At 59.4% G+C, this 14,810-nt stretch carries 17 protein-coding genes; 12 read left to right on the top strand and 5 right to left on the bottom strand.

All coding sequences use genetic code 11. The features are described 5' to 3' along the window. Window positions 1-132: 132 nt before the first annotated feature. Window positions 133-309, bottom strand: a complete 177-nt coding sequence (locus AC04SG_RS25285) for a hypothetical protein (RefSeq protein ID WP_488553254.1) — start codon at window positions 307-309, stop codon at window positions 133-135. Window positions 310-476: 167 nt separating this feature from the next. On the opposite strand from AC04SG_RS25285, the gene AC04SG_RS25280 reads away from it, so the two are divergent. Continuing rightward, window positions 477-611, top strand: coding sequence for a hypothetical protein (locus AC04SG_RS25280; protein WP_488553253.1), 135 nt, complete (start codon window positions 477-479; stop codon window positions 609-611). Window positions 612-846: 235 nt separating this feature from the next. Here the strand turns inward: AC04SG_RS25280 and AC04SG_RS25275 are convergent, their stop codons facing one another. The 4 genes from AC04SG_RS25275 to pmtA all read right to left on the bottom strand — a co-directional run bounded on the left by AC04SG_RS25275 (window position 847) and on the right by pmtA (window position 3,612). Beyond that, window positions 847-1,533: a transposase gene (locus tag AC04SG_RS25275; protein ID WP_488553252.1), complete on the bottom strand. Its 687-nt coding sequence runs from the start codon at window positions 1,531-1,533 to the stop codon at window positions 847-849. A 131-nt stretch (window positions 1,534-1,664) separates the two neighbouring features. After that, a complete protein-coding gene (locus AC04SG_RS25270) occupies window positions 1,665-2,129 on the bottom strand; it encodes a Ros/MucR family transcriptional regulator (protein ID WP_488553251.1) in 465 nt (154 codons plus the stop codon). Window positions 2,130-2,414: 285 nt separating this feature from the next. Continuing rightward, entirely contained in the window at window positions 2,415-2,807 is a 393-nt protein-coding gene (locus AC04SG_RS25265) for a DUF309 domain-containing protein (protein WP_488553250.1), read from the bottom strand. A gap of 208 nt (window positions 2,808-3,015) precedes the next feature. After that, on the bottom strand, window positions 3,016-3,612 hold the full coding sequence (gene pmtA / locus AC04SG_RS25260) for a phospholipid N-methyltransferase PmtA (RefSeq protein WP_488553309.1): 597 nt from the start codon (window positions 3,610-3,612) through the stop codon (window positions 3,016-3,018). Window positions 3,613-3,830: 218 nt separating this feature from the next. Between pmtA and AC04SG_RS25255 the strand changes: the two genes are divergently transcribed. From AC04SG_RS25255 to otnC, 11 genes are read left to right on the top strand one after another with little or no spacing between them, the layout of a single operon-like run. Continuing rightward, window positions 3,831-4,961: a substrate-binding domain-containing protein gene (locus AC04SG_RS25255; protein ID WP_488553308.1), complete on the top strand. Its 1,131-nt coding sequence runs from the start codon at window positions 3,831-3,833 to the stop codon at window positions 4,959-4,961. A 56-nt stretch (window positions 4,962-5,017) separates the two neighbouring features. Then, window positions 5,018-6,604 (top strand): sugar ABC transporter ATP-binding protein, encoded by a 1,587-nt coding sequence (locus tag AC04SG_RS25250; RefSeq protein WP_488553249.1) that lies wholly within the window; start codon window positions 5,018-5,020, stop codon window positions 6,602-6,604. Beyond that, window positions 6,594-7,571, top strand: a complete 978-nt coding sequence (locus tag AC04SG_RS25245) for an ABC transporter permease (RefSeq protein ID WP_488553248.1) — start codon at window positions 6,594-6,596, stop codon at window positions 7,569-7,571. The genes AC04SG_RS25250 and AC04SG_RS25245 overlap by 11 nt, the downstream gene beginning before the upstream one ends. A 33-nt stretch (window positions 7,572-7,604) precedes the next feature. After that, window positions 7,605-8,465 (top strand): NAD-dependent epimerase/dehydratase family protein, encoded by an 861-nt coding sequence (locus AC04SG_RS25240; RefSeq protein WP_488553247.1) that lies wholly within the window; start codon window positions 7,605-7,607, stop codon window positions 8,463-8,465. A gap of 21 nt (window positions 8,466-8,486) precedes the next feature. Beyond that, the gene (locus tag AC04SG_RS25235; RefSeq protein ID WP_488499820.1) at window positions 8,487-9,197 is read left to right on the top strand and encodes a GntR family transcriptional regulator; all 711 of its coding nucleotides are present in this window, start codon (window positions 8,487-8,489) and stop codon (window positions 9,195-9,197) included. Between the two features lie 11 nt (window positions 9,198-9,208). Then, window positions 9,209-10,321, top strand: coding sequence for an isocitrate/isopropylmalate dehydrogenase family protein (locus AC04SG_RS25230; RefSeq protein WP_488553246.1), 1,113 nt, complete (start codon window positions 9,209-9,211; stop codon window positions 10,319-10,321). After that, complete coding sequence (locus AC04SG_RS25225) at window positions 10,318-10,644, top strand: putative quinol monooxygenase (RefSeq protein ID WP_488553245.1); 327 nt, start codon at window positions 10,318-10,320, stop codon at window positions 10,642-10,644. The genes AC04SG_RS25230 and AC04SG_RS25225 overlap by 4 nt, the downstream gene beginning before the upstream one ends. Before the next feature lie 2 nt (window positions 10,645-10,646). Then, on the top strand, window positions 10,647-11,357 hold the full coding sequence (locus AC04SG_RS25220) for a haloacid dehalogenase type II (protein WP_488553244.1): 711 nt from the start codon (window positions 10,647-10,649) through the stop codon (window positions 11,355-11,357). 14 nt (window positions 11,358-11,371) lie between these two features. Further along, window positions 11,372-12,850 (top strand): aldehyde dehydrogenase, encoded by a 1,479-nt coding sequence (locus AC04SG_RS25215; protein ID WP_488553243.1) that lies wholly within the window; start codon window positions 11,372-11,374, stop codon window positions 12,848-12,850. Window positions 12,851-12,854: 4 nt separating this feature from the next. Beyond that, window positions 12,855-14,126, top strand: a complete 1,272-nt coding sequence (gene otnK / locus AC04SG_RS25210; protein WP_488553242.1) for a 3-oxo-tetronate kinase — start codon at window positions 12,855-12,857, stop codon at window positions 14,124-14,126. Further along, window positions 14,126-14,770 carry a 3-oxo-tetronate 4-phosphate decarboxylase gene (gene otnC / locus AC04SG_RS25205; protein WP_488480658.1) on the top strand — a complete coding sequence of 215 codons (645 nt, stop codon included), beginning with the start codon at window positions 14,126-14,128 and terminating at the stop codon, window positions 14,768-14,770. Before otnK ends, otnC begins: the two co-directional genes overlap by 1 nt. The last annotated feature ends 40 nt before the right edge of the window (window positions 14,771-14,810 follow it).

The following is a 14,810-nucleotide window of genomic DNA, read 5'->3' as shown; positions in this document are numbered from 1 at the left end:
TGGCGCGTCGTCGAAACTGGCCGCAGCTGCTTCGCTCACGTCTCTCGAAGCATGCCCTGCGATCGACGCCTCGGCAGTTCCGTAAACACAACAGTTGTTGCGCTGACCAACGTCCTTCCGCTGCGTCAGGCATTACGGCTTTGCCACATTTTTGTGCAAACGCGAAAGGGAAAATTGCAGCGCACAATAATTTGCCGGCGGTGTTTGCTCGCCTGCAGCGGGTCCGATGCCATGGTTGTCCTGCGTGAGCGGGGTGCGAACAAACGCTGTCTGGAAGAACGCCTCTGCAGCTTTGATCGGTCGGGTCATCCTTGGAACTCCAATCAGTCGAGCCTCAGTGGCAAAGTGCTGAAACAGCAGCCTTCAAAGCGAGGGCGTAGTCTGGCCGCCGTGCCGGTACTCCTTTGCTTTTAGTGGCCCGGCATCATTATGAACAAAAATCTTGCTCCCTACTTAGATTTGACCAGGAGCTCACCGTGGCGGAAGAGGCCGACAACGCGACTGATGCCGTCCTCGAGCTTACCGCTGATGTCATCTTAGCCAACGTCTCGAATAATCCGGTTCCGGTCGGAGAACTCCCAACCCTGACCGACCAGATTCATGCGCGTTGAAGGGCAGGATCGACGGCGCCCCGGAAAAGCCTGAGCTCCCGATAGCTGTCGTCCCCGTCAGGCAGTCGGTTGTGCCCTTGCGCCCGACTCATCAGCCTCGAGGATGGAAAGAACTCAAGTCGCTCAAGCGGCATCCGGCGAAGCCCGCCGGCATCTGGCATGTCTTGGATGCCCTGCTCACAGCCGCTGCACGGCGCAAGGCGCTCCATTCAAACCCCGCAGGTTTGCGACTGCCTTATTGCAGTCCTAGCCTTCTCTTCAGTTCCGCGTTCTCCGCGCGCAGACGTTCGGCAAGCAGGTTCTTCAACCGCTTGTTTTCTTCCTCTAGCGCGAGAAGATCCTTGAGATCATCACCGGCTGGTGGCGCGACGGCGGCCCTCTTCTTCCATTGATAATAGGTCTGCTCCGTCGTACCGGCCTGCTTAACGGCGCTCTTGAGAGTAGCGCCACCGTTAAGTAACGTTTCTATTTGACCTAGCTTTTGAGCGCGCTGCTCTTCGGAGTATACCTTGCGCCCGAGCTCCACGGATCCGACCGCCGTAATGGCCTCAGATGAGGCCCCGTTCTTCCGAGCAGAAGCCTTCAACTCAGTCTTTGTATTTCGCGGCCGACGGCTCTTCTTCTTGGTGTCTGACGACTCGACTTTCACAACGCCTTTCGCGGCGGTATTTAGAGATTCGGTATGCTGGGTCTCTGCCATGTGAGGCTCCATTTTTGCCTGGTCCAAATGATCAGCATTAAAGGTCACGATATTCGGGCCAACAACAAGCTGACGATTTGACGTGTCCATCTCGTCGAGTTGCCGTGTTGTTTCGGCGAAAGCTGCTGAGAGATCGATGTCGCCCCAAATCGAATTATCGCGTTTTTGATAGCTGCGCCTTTGCTTGACTTCCACGGTGAACGGTCTGGTCTGCCGCCTCATAATTTCTTCCTTAATTGTATGCCAATTGGATTGGGAAACCACTGCCGAAGAAAGCCGCATCGGGCAGGTTTTTCCCGTTTCGGTTCTGAGCGTTATCTGAGGGGAAAGGCGGGTATGTGCGAACCGATCAATCAGGCCTTGGACTTCCGCCTGCCCAATTTCGGCACCGGCGATCCTTTTGCAACTTGTTGGGGCTTTCGCCCTAAGCCCGCCTTCTTTGCTAATTCCGAGCGAGTTGCCGCATAGTTCGGCGCAACCATTGGGTAGTCGGAAGGCAGGCCCCATCTCGCACGATATTCGCCAGGTGTCATACCGTAGGACGTAGCTAGGTGACGCTTAAGAGACTTGAACTTCTTGCCGTCTTCCAGCGAGACGATGAAATCCGGCGTCACGGATTTTCTGATCGGAACCGCCGGCTTCAACGGCTCCGCCTCCGGTTGGGGCTGAGCACCGGATGGCAACGAGTTCAAGGACCGGTATACCCGGTCGATTACCGCGGCCAGTTCGCCCACAGGAACTGGGTTGTTGGATACATATGCCGAAACAATCTCGGCGGTTAGCTCAACAAACGCGTTGCTTGTTTCACCCTCAGCCAACACATTTCTCCTAGTCGGACAAATCGCACAAAAGACGAGAATAGACGAGCCACTCGATGTCTTCAATCCCATCGTGCCCCTTCGCCGCCAGCCATGCTGGCATATCGATTACAACAGCATTGTTGCCAACGCACCTGGGTCGGCTCCTTCGATAAGCGCCTGTATCTGCTCGAAACATTCAAATGTCTGGAGCTCCTTCAAGGCTGGCTAGGTGTTATGCACGAAGGTGGCCACGTGAACCCACCTATCATGTTAGGGCGTCTAGGACGGCAACCGGCTGCACAGTTAGGCTGTACTGTTCCGTAGGCCGATCAGACAAGCTCGGATTTTGGGCCGAGAAAAAATCGAAAACGGGCTCAGGCTGGCCGGGTTTTTTTGGATTCCGCAAGGTAGCCGGAAAGCTACTGCCGTTTCGGCATGTGGTGCGAGCGCGGCAGGCGTCATCCCAAGTGTGGCCTCAAACGGCGCCAGCGTCACGACCTGACGAAAAGGCGCTGCAGCTCTTTTGGCATGGCGCACCGCAGCGTCTCGCTTTCCTTCGCGGATTTTCACCCCGGCCGCCGCCAACAGTCCCTTGAAGAACAGGCGACGCCGGGCGCTTGGTTTTGCAGCGCGCCAAAGCGGCTGCCAAGCCTCATGGGCTTCCCAGTAGTAGCCGTGGTTAGGTCGATCCCCCATCGGAACACATCTGAGCCAAGTGCTTCGCCGACGGCGACGGTCACCGGGTCAGTTCGGTAGCAAATATGGATATGGCGGGAAGCTCTTTTCGGGCAGCAAGCGTGGGAGTGACATAAAGCCAGCAAACATGAAAGCACGTCCATGGCTATCACGTCGCATAGGACCGCATACATCCCAGCCCAGCCGGCCTTCCGTGTTGCGGATTTGACTAGATCTCTCGGCGATAGGTCCAGAGCTGCGCCGGCGGTATGTTGCGGATGACAAAATCATAGTGGGAAACCACATAGCGGTCGGGCATCTTGATCACCGGCGACAGAGGCCCATAAGTGATCTGAATCACCGGCCGCCCGGCGGGAATGCGGGCGAGCAGATCCTCAACCAGGGCCACCCGTTGTTCCATTGGAAAGCTCAACAGCGGGACCGCACTGACGACACAATCGAACTGTTTATCTCGGCAGTCACCCAGAACTTCATTCAGCGCAAATGCGTTGCCCAATCGGAAGTCGACGCCCGGGAAGCGTCGCAGCAGGCCGTGGTAGAAAATTCTGGAGTACTCGACCGAAACCAATTGATGCGGTTCGACACCCCTTGCCAGGATTGCTTTGGTGATGACGCCGGTTCCCGCGCCGAGTTCCAGAACCGGCAATCCGGACCGCGGGTTCACCACGCTTGCCATTCGGCGTGCCGCATAAATCGAAGTGGGGATAAGAGCCCCCACGCCCTTCTTGTCCTTCTGCCAGCCTTTGAAGAACTGCACCTCTTCTTCAAACCGCCTGCCGAGTCGTTCTTTCAGTCGCAAAACCATGTCAACTCCTTGCTCCAGCCCCTCACCCAAAGGACATTTGGGAAGCGCTTTGTCGTCCAATCAGCGCGCCCTTTACAAGCTCGCTACGACTTACTTCCTGCGCCGGTCGGGCGAGAAGCGACATGAACGGAATTGACTTGCATCAGGGATCATTTAATGCATACATTACCGAATTCGACGGCGTACTCATTGAAAACTTTGCCCATGGGAGGAACGGAATGAACCAGGAGATTCGCAAACCAATCCGCAGCTTGGCGATGATCGTTGCGCTCGCGCTTAGCGCCGCCTACACGCCCAGTGCTTACGCCATCGACATTACGCAGCAAGTCAAAGAAATCGAAAGCAATCCCGCCCCCGGACCGAACGGCGAAAAGGCCACCCTCGCCAGCGACCTGAAGCTGACCCCTGAGGAGATCGATAAGATAAAGGCGAAGAAGGCCACGGCTGCCATCGTCATGCACTACACGGCCTCGGATTGGGCCAAGGCTCAGATGGCTGGCCAGAAGAAGGCGCTCGATGAACTCGGCGTCAAGATCGTCGCCGTCACCGACGCCGGCTACCGTGCCGAGCAACAGGTGGCCGACATCGAGAGCGTCATGGCGCTCAAGCCTGATATTATGATAACCGTACCTGCGGAGCAGTCGGCAACGGCCGCAGCCTACATGAAGGCTGCTGCAGCCGGGATCAAGATCGTCTTTCTCGACCAGGCGGGCGCCGGCATGAAGCCCGGCAAGGACTATGTCAGCCTGGTGTCGTCCGACAATCGCGGCATGGGGAAGGTCGCGGCCCTGCTGATGGCGGAGGCGTTGGACGGCAAGGGCGAAATTGCGCTTATTCCGCACGCCTCCGATCTCTTCGCGACGGTCGAGCGCGTAGTCGGGTTCAAGGAAGCGATTAAGGCATTCCCCGATATCAAGGTAGTCGAGGAACAAGGCGTCGGTGGCCCCGACTTCTCTGGTGACTCCGAGCGCATAGCTTCCGCGATGCTGACCGCGCACCCCAACCTAAACGGAATCTGGGCGGTATGGGACGTTCCGACCGAAGGCGTTTTGTCTGCTGCGCGGTCTGTCGGCGCTTCCACGAATCTTGTGATCACCACGTGCGACCTTGGCGTTAACATAGCGCTCGACATGGCCAAGAAGGGCTACGTCAAGGGCACCGGTTCGCAACGTCCGTTCGGCGCCGGATACGCGGAAGGCGTCCTGGCCGGTTACGCACTGCTCGGCAAGGAAGCCCCTCCCTACGTCGTGCTTCCAGCGCTCGCCGTTTCGCGTGAGAATCTGCTCAAGGCATGGCCTCTTTCCAATGGCGATCAGGCTCCCGAGATTCTCGTGAAGGCGATGAAATGAGGACCTGGGGAGCGGCGTTCGCCGCTCCCCATTTTAGCACAGCGATGGAAAGCGCTATGACCGACCCGAAGAAGGCGCATGATGATGTCGCGGCCGTCACCATGACCGACATCACGAAGTGCTACGGTGGTGTGCGGGCGCTGCGAGGTGTGAGCCTGACGATTCGGCCGGGCACCATCCATGCGCTGGTAGGCGAGAACGGCGCCGGCAAGAGCACCTTGCTCAAGATATTGCAAGGCGTCGTAACCCCCACCGATGGCTCGATCAAAATCTTTGGCGAGCCGATGATGACCATTTCGCCGGAAAATTCGCGTCGCCTCGGAATCGAGATGATCTTCCAGGAACTCAGCCTGATCCCCACGCTTTCGGTTGCGCAGAACATCTTCCTGAAGCGAGAGCCAAGGCGGTTCGGCATGTTGGTCGACCAGCGCCGCGAGAACGAACTTGCAGCCGCTATCATCGGCGAGCTCAATCTGACCGTCGATCCGCATACGCCGGTTTCGGACCTCAGCCCAGGCCAGGCCCAGCTCACCGAAATCGCCAAGGCAATCTCCCAGAAAGCGCGTGTCCTGATACTCGACGAGCCGACATCGTCGCTGAGCGCGCAGGAAGTGGACACGCTCTTTGGCATGCTGCACAAATTGACGACCGTCGGCACGGCAATCATCTACGTGTCCCACCGTATGACTGAAATCATGACGATTGCCGACGAGATCACGATCCTCAGGGACGGGCAGAACGTCACTAGCGGCAAGATGGCGGACTTCACGCTTGACCTTATCGTCCAGCATATGGTCGGCAAGCGCGTCACCGGCTTCGAATACCGCCCCCATCCCGTCGACAGGACGGGTCCACCGGCGCTCACAGTCCGGAACCTTTCGGGACCGCACGGAAAACCTGATCGCATCAGCTTCGACGTCCACAAGGGCGAGGTCTTGGGAATCGCGGGGCTCATGGGCGCGGGCCGCAGCGAAATGGCGCGCGTGTTGTTCGGCGTGGACGCCAAGACGGCAGGCACGATCGAGCTGGGCGGTAAGCCCCTTGAGTTGAGGTCTCCTTCTGACGCAATCGGTGCCGGGATCGTGCTGATCCCGGAGAGCCGGCATGACGAAGGCTTGGTCGTCGAACACAGCGTCGGTCACAATCTCGGGCTTCCGCAAATCGAAAGCCTGGTCAAGGGGCCGTTCATCGACAGAAGGAAAGAAAGCGTGCTGACCTCGGACCTCATTGCGAGACTGAGGATCAAGACGCCATCAGCGGAGAATCGGGTTCGGAATCTGTCGGGTGGCAATCAACAGAAGATCGTCATCGCGAAATGGCTTGCCACCGACCCGTCCGTGGTGATCCTGGATGAGCCGACCGCGGGTGTGGACATCGGATCGAAGGCTGAGATCGTCGAATTGATCCGTGGCATCGCAGCCGAGGGTAAGTCGGTCATCGTCATCTCATCGGAGCCGGCGGAACTGCTGGCGACAAGCGACCGGATACTGGTGCTGAGCAACGGCCAGCTGGCGCGAGAAATCGATCGTGAGGAGATCGACGGCTGGGCCACGGCCGTCGGTGACGAAGCGCAGTCGGCGCTGATCCGGACAGAACTGGGATTGCAGGTCGCGATACAGAAGGCTAGCCAAAATGTCCATTGACACCAAAGCCCTCAAAAAGGAGCTCCCGGCGGCGCAAACCCAGCCGTGGTACGGCAATTGGCGCGACTATGTCGTCTATATAGGGTTCGTTGCAATTTTTGTGGTGTTCGCCGTGCTGCTGCAGGAGCGAGGGTTCCTGTCGGCCAACAACTTGCTCAACATCCTGCGCCAGACGGCGATCGTCGCAATTATGGCGATGGCGATGTCATTCGTGCTTTCCGCCGGTGAAATCGATCTTTCCGTTGGCGCGATCGCCGGCCTGACTTCCGTTGTGGCCGGTATGGCGCTCATGCAGTACGGCATCGTAGCCGGCGTTGCCTCCGGCTTGGTGCTCGGGCTTCTGGTCGGCGCGGTGAATGGCGGGCTGACGGCCTATCTCAACATTCCCTCGTTTCTGGTAACGCTCGGCATGATGGGTATTGCCAGAGGCGTCGGCATGTGGGTCAGCGGCACCTCTCCGGTGCCGGTCGTCGACGACGCCTTCATCTTCGCCTTCGGGTCCGGCAACATCGGCCCGTTACCTGTGCTGGTCGTGTGGGTCGCCGTCCTCGGCGCGCTCGCTCACGCGGCGCTTCGCAAGACGCCGTTCGGACGTCAGGTCATGGCGGCTGGCGGCAATCCGATCGCGGCGCGCTATAGCGGCGTCAACGTCAGGAAGGTCAAGTTCCAGGTGCTGCTGCTGACCGGCCTGGCCGCCGCGATCGCCGGCATGCTTTATGCCGGCCGTCTGCAGTCCGGCAGGTTTCAGCTTGGAGAAGGTGACGAGCTCTCGGTCATTGCCGCGGTCGTCCTTGGCGGCACCAGCCTTTTCGGCGGACGCGGAACCGTGATCGGATCGATTGTTGGAGCGCTGTTGATCGGCGTTATCAACAACGGCTTGATCCTTGCCGGACTGGAATACAGCCAACAGCTCATCGCCCGCGGGGTCCTGATCATCCTCGCGGTCGCCATCGGGCGCGGCCGGTAAGCGAGTGGCGCAACATCAGACGAGGATCTTCAAATGAGAGTTTTGGTAACAGGCGGCAGCGGCAAGCTTGGACGCGCGACGGTGAAGCATCTGCTTGATAATGGGCATGACGTCATCAATGCCGATACGACCGAGCCGCGGGAAAACCTCTGCCCCTTCATCAAGGTCGACTTTGAGGACATGCGGGCAACCCTTGAAGCCATTACCGGCTTTGACTGGGACCATAACCGCAAAACCGAAGCGGTCGTGCACCTTGCCGCTATCCCGATGCCGGGTAAGGTCGCGCCGGCCGAGGTCTTCAGGGTCAACACGGTCTCGACCTTCAATGTCTTCGAGGCCTGCCGGCTTCTTGGCATCAAGAACGTAGTGTGGGCGTCCAGCGAAACGCTGCTGGGCATTCCCTACACGATCAAGCCGGACTATTTCCCCGCCGACGAGAACTATGCTCCGCGTCCCGAAACCTCGTACTCGCTGTCCAAGCACCTAGGCGAGGAGATGGCCAAACAGTTCTGCCGCTGGGACAAGGACCTGAAAATCGTGTGCCTGCGCTTTTCCAACGTCATGGAAGAGAGCGAATACGCCGACTTCCCGGCGTTCGAAAAAAATCCGGGCGGGCGCCGGTTCAACCTGTGGACCTATATCGACGCCCGCGATGGCGCACAGGCAATCCGCAAATCTCTGGAATGGAGCGGTAAGGGAGCCGAGGTGTTCATTATCGCCAACCAGGACGGTGTCATGATGACGCCCAATGATGAGCTGGTCGAGCGCTTTTACCCAGGCGTACCCTTCAACCGGCAGGTCGGGGATAACGAGACATTGCTGTCAATCGAAAAGGCAAAATCGGTGCTCGGGTACAACCCCGAACACAGCTGGCGCCGCTACGCCGGATCGTGAAGCGAACGAATAGGGAAAGAAATGGCCACTGCCACGAAACCGGAAGCCGCTCACCTGATCAAGGATGAGACGTTCGCCAAGACGATGACGACCACGGCATATCTGAAAATCCGCCGGTTGATTCTGGAGAACAAATGGTCGCCCGGTTTCCAGGCCACCGAGCAGGAGGTCGCAACAAGCCTGGGGATGAGCAGGACACCTGTTCGCGAAGCGCTAATGCGTCTTCAGCAGGAGGGACTGGTCTCCGTTGTTCCACGTCACGGCATGCGCGTCTTGCCGGTGTCGACGTCGGACATGAAGGAAATCTATGAAATCCTCACGTCGCTCGAAAGCACCGCCGCCGAGCTCGCGGCCGGCCGCGCGTTAACGGACAAGCAACTCAGCGGGCTGGAACGGGCAACCGCCGACATGGACAAGGCGCTCGCCGCCGACGACCTCGACCGCTGGGCGCAGGCCGACGCGCGGTTCCACGAACTGCTTCTGGATCTCGGCGGCAACCAAATGCTGAAGTCGGTGGTCATGAATTTCATCGACCGGGCTCACCGCGTGCGCATGCTGACCCTCAAAATGCGGCCGAAGCCGGTGAACTCGACCCGCGATCACGCTGAGCTCGTGAAGGCTATCCGGGCCGGTGATGTTGCGAACGCCGGACGCATCCACCGGGAACACAGGCAGCGGGCGGGGCGGGAGCTCCTCGATCTGCTTGATCGCTTTGGACTGAACCATCTCTGACTGGATCGAAAATGATGAAGAACCAGACGCTCACTATCGCCGTGCTTCCCGGCGACGGAATCGGCCGGGAGGTCATGCCCGCCTGCCTTGAACTCGTCGAGGCCGCCCTCGACCTCGTCGGCGCCCCGGCGCTAACGTTCCAAACATATCCGGCGGGGGCGCAGTATTATGCGGAGAGCGGCGAGGCGTTGCCGAGTGCAACGCTCGAGGCGTGTCGCAAGGCCGAGGCCATCCTGTTTGGAGCGATGGGCTGGCCCGACATTCGCTTTCCCGACGGCACCGAAATCATCCCGCAGCTCGATCTTCGTATGGAGCTCGGCCTGTTCGCCGGCGTGCGGCCGATTCGGTGGTTTCCCGGCTTGCCGCGGGTGCTGACCGACCCTCGGGCCGAAAACATCGATTTTGTCATCGTGCGCGAGCAGACGGAAGGTTTGTTTTATGCCCGGGGCCGCGGTGAAATCCGCGACGATGAGGAAGCCTATGACACCATGCAGATCACCCGGGCTGGTACAGAGCGCGTGGTGGAGTTTGCCTTCCAGATCGCCTCACAACGCAAGCGTCGCGGCAAGCCGGGAAATGTGACCTGCGTCGACAAAGCGAATGTGTTTCAATCGATGGCCTTCTTCCGCAAGGTCTTCAACGAAGTCGCGACGCGCCATCCGGACATGACGAGGGACCACGCCTATGTCGATGCCTTGGCGCTCAACATGGTCAAGAAGCCTTGGACCTTCGATGTGCTGGTAACCGAGAACATGTTCGGAGATATCCTCTCGGATTTGGCCGCGGGCCTGATCGGCGGCATGGGTATGGCGCCATCTGCTGACATTGGCGAAAATCACGGGCTTTTCCAGCCTGCCCATGGAACCGCGCCCGACATCGCGGGCAAGGGCTTCGCCAATCCCAACGCCATGTTCCTCTCGGCGGCGATGATGCTGGATTGGCTCGCGGTTCGGCACGGCGAACAAAGCCTCGCCAATGCCGCAAGCCTGATCGAGGAAGCCGTTGAGCATACACTTTCGAGCAATCTTGCGGTTCCAATGGAATATGGTGGAAGCGCCAACTGCGCTGACATGACCCGCTCGGTAATTGATTCACTCAGGGCAGTCCGCAAGGAGGTGGCATGAGCGGTGAGAGCGCGGGCGGGTTGGTGGTTGCGGTGGAGTTGGTGGTCGGCGAGGAGCACATCAATGACTTCCAGGCGGCGATGATTGAAAACGCGGCAGTATCGCTCGGCGAAGAGCCAGGCTGCATCGTCTTCGACGTATGCCAGGATCCGAAACGGCCAGGTCGCTTCTACCTTTACGAATTCTACCGCAGCCAGACCGACTTCGACATCCACCTCCAGTCAAGGCACTTTGCGCGCTTCAATGAGGCCACCACACCCTGGGTGCTGGAGAAGAGGGTTGAGACGTTCAACCGTGTTTTCCCGGTATGTCGAGTACAATAGCTATGGCCAACGACATCAAAGCTATTGTCTTCGACACCTTCGGCACCGTGGTCGACTGGCGCGGCTCGATCATCGCCGACCTGTCTGCATGGGGTCGTAAAGAAGGTTTGACTGTCGACTGGGCCGACGTCGTTGATCGCTGGAGAGGCCGTTACGACCCGCAAAAGGCGCGCGTGCGGCGCGGTGAACTGCCGTGGACGAACCTCGACGAGTTGCATTTCGAGGCCCTGAACTCGGTATTTGAAGAGTTGGCGCTGCCCATTCTGGACGAGTCGAAGATGATGCACATCAACAAGGTCTGGCACAGGCTTAAGGGCTGGCCGGACGCGTCGGGCGGGCTTCATCGCCTGAAGCGGAAATTCATCATCGGTCCGCTGTCGAACGCCAATGTCGCTATTCTGGTCAATATGGCCAAGGGTGCCGATCTGCCTTGGGACGCGATCTTCTCCTGCGAGCTCTTCCGGCACTACAAGCCCGACCCCGAGACGTATGAGGGTGTATGTAGAATGCTCTATCTTGAGCCTGCCGCCGTGATGATGTGCGCGGCACACAATTACGACCTCGCCGCCGCCCGCAACGTTGGCCTCAAGACTGCGTTCATCCTGCGGCCGACCGAGCATGGGCCTGGCCAAGTCACCGATCTGGAAGCCGAGCAGGACTGGGATTTCGTCGCCAACGATCTCGAGCATCTGGCGCAACAACTGGGATGCTAGCAAAGGTGATGACGATGCAAACCTACAAGATGTTCATTGACGGCAAATGGGAAGCCGCAGCCGATGGCGAGACTTTCGCTTCCTACAATCCTTTCACCGCCGAAGCCTGGGCAGCCATTCCAAAGGGAAAAAAGCCGGATGCGGAGCGGGCGATCAATGCTGCGCACAAGGCGTTCACAAGCGGCCCGTGGCCAAAGCTGACGGCGAGCGAGCGCGGGCATCTTTTGCGGCGGCTCGGCGATCTGATCGCCGAAAACGCCGAGCGGCTGGCGAAGATCGAAGTGATCGATAACGGCAAACTTATCAACGAGATGCTGTTCCAGCTGAAGTACATCCCACAATGGTATCACTATTTCGGTGGCCTCGCGGACAAGATCGAAGGTGCGGTGATCCCGATCGATAAGCCCGAGACCTTCAACTACACGAGGCACGAGCCGCTGGGCGTCTGCGTCGGCATCACGGCCTGGAACTCACCGCTTCTTCTTTTGTCCTACAAGCTGGCCCCCGCCCTGGCAGCAGGCAATACATTCATCGCCAAGCCCTCGGAATTCACCTCAGCCTCGACCCTTGAACTCGCCAAGCTCGTCGAACAAGCCGGTTTCCCGCCCGGTGTTTTCAACGTCGTCACAGGCTTCGGTGCCGATGTCGGCGAGACACTGACAACCCACGAGCATGTCGCCAAAATCGCCTTCACCGGCAGCGAGGCCACCGGCCGCAAGATTGGCGAGGCGGCCGCACGCAATTTTAAGAAGGTCACCCTGGAACTTGGCGGCAAGAGCCCGCACATCGTCTTTGCCGACGCCGAGATCGACAACGCAGTCAACGGCGTCATTTCCGGCATATTTGCAGCCACGGGCCAAACCTGCATTGCCGGTTCGCGTCTGCTCATCGAGCGCAAGATCCACGACCAGTTCCTTGAAAAGGTGATCGCCCTGGCAAAAACCGCGCGCATGGGTGATCCGCTCTCGACTTCCACGCAGGTTGGCCCAGTGACGACGCCGCCGCAACTCGAGAAGATCCTCGGCTATATCGACGTCGCCAGACAAGAAGGCGCGGAATGCGTCCTGGGCGGCGCACGGCCGACCAACCCAGAGTTTTCCAAGGGCTGGTTCGTCGAGCCTACCATTTTCTCGTCGGTGCGAAACGACATGCGCATTGCCCAGGAAGAGGTCTTCGGTCCCGTGCTGGCGGTCATTCCATTCGACACCGACGAGGAAGCCATCCAGATCGCCAATGACAGCCGTTACGGGCTCGCCGCCGGGTTCTGGACGCAGGACATGCGACGCATTCTGCGCGTCTCGGCGGCCATCCAGGCAGGTACGGTCTGGGTCAACACCTATCGAACGATCAGCTACATGTCGCCGCTGGGTGGCTACAAGCACTCCGGCATCGGCCGCGAAAATGGGCTGGCTTCGATCCAGAACTACCTGCAGACCAAGAGCGTCATGATCTCCACGGCCAGCAGTGTCGCCAATCCCTTCATCATGAGGTGAGGCGATGGCGGCGCCGAAACTCGCCGTCGGCTGCGTCGCTGACGATTTCACCGGAGCAACAGACGTCGCTGGCATCTTTGCCAAAAGCGGTATGAAGACCACGGTCATGATTGGCACCCCGCCCGACCGGCAGGAGGTCGGCGCGGACGCCATCGTCGTGGCGCTCAAGACGAGGACCATCGAACCGGGGGAGGCCGTCAGCCAGTCGCTGCAGGCGCTTCGCTGGCTTCGGCGCCGCGGAGCATCGAAGTTCTTTTTCAAGTACTGCTCGACCTTCGATTCCACCGACGCGGGCAATATCGGTCCGGTGCTTGACGCCATGTTGGAGGAGCTAGGCAGTGATTTCACGATCGCCTGTCCCGCCTTTCCTGCGAACGCCCGCACCGTCTACAAGAGCAACCTCTTCGTCGGTGATCTGCCCTTGAGCGAAACGGGGATGCGCAACCATCCGCTTACGCCGATGACGGATTCCAATCTCGTCCGGCTCCTTGCTCCGCAGACCAAGCGCAAGATAGTCGCGTGCTATCACGAGACGGTAAAAGGTGGCGTTGATGCGATACGGACCTGGTCCGCGCAGGCACGCGCGGAGGGTGCCGGGATAGGCATCATCGATGCGATCGACGATATCGACCTGGAGAGTATCGCCCGGGCATTCGCCGAGGCTCCGCTTCTGACTGGCGCCTCAGGCCTTGCCTATGGGCTGGCGCGGTCGATGTTCATGGAAAGGCCAACGTCAATTTACCCTCGCGAAGGTAACCGCGCTCGCACAAGAGCTCGCGCCGTGATCTCGGGGAGTTGCTCGACTGCGACCAACGGCCAAGTCGAACGGATGCTTCAGGACCATGAGGGCTACCGGATAGACATCGGCAAGCTGGCGAATGGCCAGGACGTGGTGGCCGATGCGCTCAGTTGGGCCAAGGACCGCGTGGGACACAAGCCAGTGCTCTTCTATGCAACCGCTGCTCCTGAGGAGGTGAAAGCCAACCAGGCGAAATATGGCGCGACGCAAGCCGCCGAAATGGTGGAGGCGGCGCTGGCGCGGATCGCAAAGGAGTTGGTTGACGGAGGCGTCTCGCAAATGATCGTGGCAGGCGGTGAAACCTCCGGTGCGGTCGTGAAGTCGCTTGGCATCAACCAGCTCGACATCGGCAACGAGATTGCGCCGGGCGTTCCATGGGTCAGCGCACCGTCCCGCGCGGGGCCGATTTCCCTGGCGCTGAAGTCGGGGAATTTTGGCGGCAAAGATTTCTTCATCGATGCCTGGAGCAAAATCTGATGACGGCGACCCTTTCAGAAGAGACGAAAACACGGGATCAAATCGCGCGGATCGGCAAGTCAATTTTCGACCGGGGCCTCACATTCGGATCAACCGGAAACATGAGCGTGAAACTGTCGGATGGGCGAATGCTGATGACGCCGACCAATGCGTCGCTTGGAAATCTCGACCCCGAGCGGCTTTCGTTGTTTTCGGCCGAGGGTGTGCATATTGGAGGCGACAAGCCGACCAAGGAAGCCTTCCTGCATCAATGTATGTACTGCGCGCGGCCGCACGGCCGCGCCGTTGTGCATCTTCATTCGACCTACTCGGTAGCCGTCAGCATCCTTAAGGGCGTTGATGAGAGAGACGTGTTGCCGCCGCTCACCGCCTACTATGTCATGCGGGTCGGCCGCCTGCCGCTTGTCCCCTATTTTCGCCCGGGCGATCAGAAACTGGCAGAGGCGGTGCAAGAGGCCGCGAAGGACAGTAACGCCGTCCTGATGGCGAACCACGGTCCGGTCATCGCGGCAAAGTCGCTCGAGGAGGCGCAATATGCTACCGAAGAACTCGAGGAGACCGCCAAGCTGTTCCTCATGCTCCACGGGCGCGAGTTGCGCCCGCTTACTCCCGAGCAGCGAAACGAGTTGGCGGGCGGCAACTGAGGCGCCCTAAAAAAGGATGCCGTGCCCGACAACAATTGTT

Source organism: Mesorhizobium sp. CNPSo 4684, from assembly GCF_057784315.1.
This window is presented reverse-complemented; position numbering and strand designations above follow the sequence as displayed.

Bases quoted from the DNA above. Each gene is read 5' to 3' on its own strand.
- AC04SG_RS25285 (WP_488553254.1), bottom strand. From the start codon at position 309: ATGACCCGACCGATCAAAGCTGCAGAGGCGTTCTTCCAGACAGCGTTT.
- AC04SG_RS25275 (WP_488553252.1), bottom strand. From the start codon at position 1,533: ATGAGGCGGCAGACCAGACCGTTCACCGTGGAAGTCAAGCAAAGGCGC.
- AC04SG_RS25265 (WP_488553250.1), bottom strand. From the start codon at position 2,807: ATGGGGGATCGACCTAACCACGGCTACTACTGGGAAGCCCATGAGGCT.
- pmtA (WP_488553309.1), bottom strand. From the start codon at position 3,612: ATGGTTTTGCGACTGAAAGAACGACTCGGCAGGCGGTTTGAAGAAGAG.
- AC04SG_RS25255 (WP_488553308.1), top strand. From the start codon at position 3,831: ATGAACCAGGAGATTCGCAAACCAATCCGCAGCTTGGCGATGATCGTT.
- AC04SG_RS25250 (WP_488553249.1), top strand. From the start codon at position 5,018: ATGACCGACCCGAAGAAGGCGCATGATGATGTCGCGGCCGTCACCATG.
- AC04SG_RS25245 (WP_488553248.1), top strand. From the start codon at position 6,594: ATGTCCATTGACACCAAAGCCCTCAAAAAGGAGCTCCCGGCGGCGCAA.
- AC04SG_RS25240 (WP_488553247.1), top strand. From the start codon at position 7,605: ATGAGAGTTTTGGTAACAGGCGGCAGCGGCAAGCTTGGACGCGCGACG.
- AC04SG_RS25235 (WP_488499820.1), top strand. From the start codon at position 8,487: ATGGCCACTGCCACGAAACCGGAAGCCGCTCACCTGATCAAGGATGAG.
- AC04SG_RS25230 (WP_488553246.1), top strand. From the start codon at position 9,209: ATGATGAAGAACCAGACGCTCACTATCGCCGTGCTTCCCGGCGACGGA.
- AC04SG_RS25225 (WP_488553245.1), top strand. From the start codon at position 10,318: ATGAGCGGTGAGAGCGCGGGCGGGTTGGTGGTTGCGGTGGAGTTGGTG.
- AC04SG_RS25220 (WP_488553244.1), top strand. From the start codon at position 10,647: ATGGCCAACGACATCAAAGCTATTGTCTTCGACACCTTCGGCACCGTG.
- AC04SG_RS25215 (WP_488553243.1), top strand. From the start codon at position 11,372: ATGCAAACCTACAAGATGTTCATTGACGGCAAATGGGAAGCCGCAGCC.
- otnK (WP_488553242.1), top strand. From the start codon at position 12,855: ATGGCGGCGCCGAAACTCGCCGTCGGCTGCGTCGCTGACGATTTCACC.
- otnC (WP_488480658.1), top strand. From the start codon at position 14,126: ATGACGGCGACCCTTTCAGAAGAGACGAAAACACGGGATCAAATCGCG.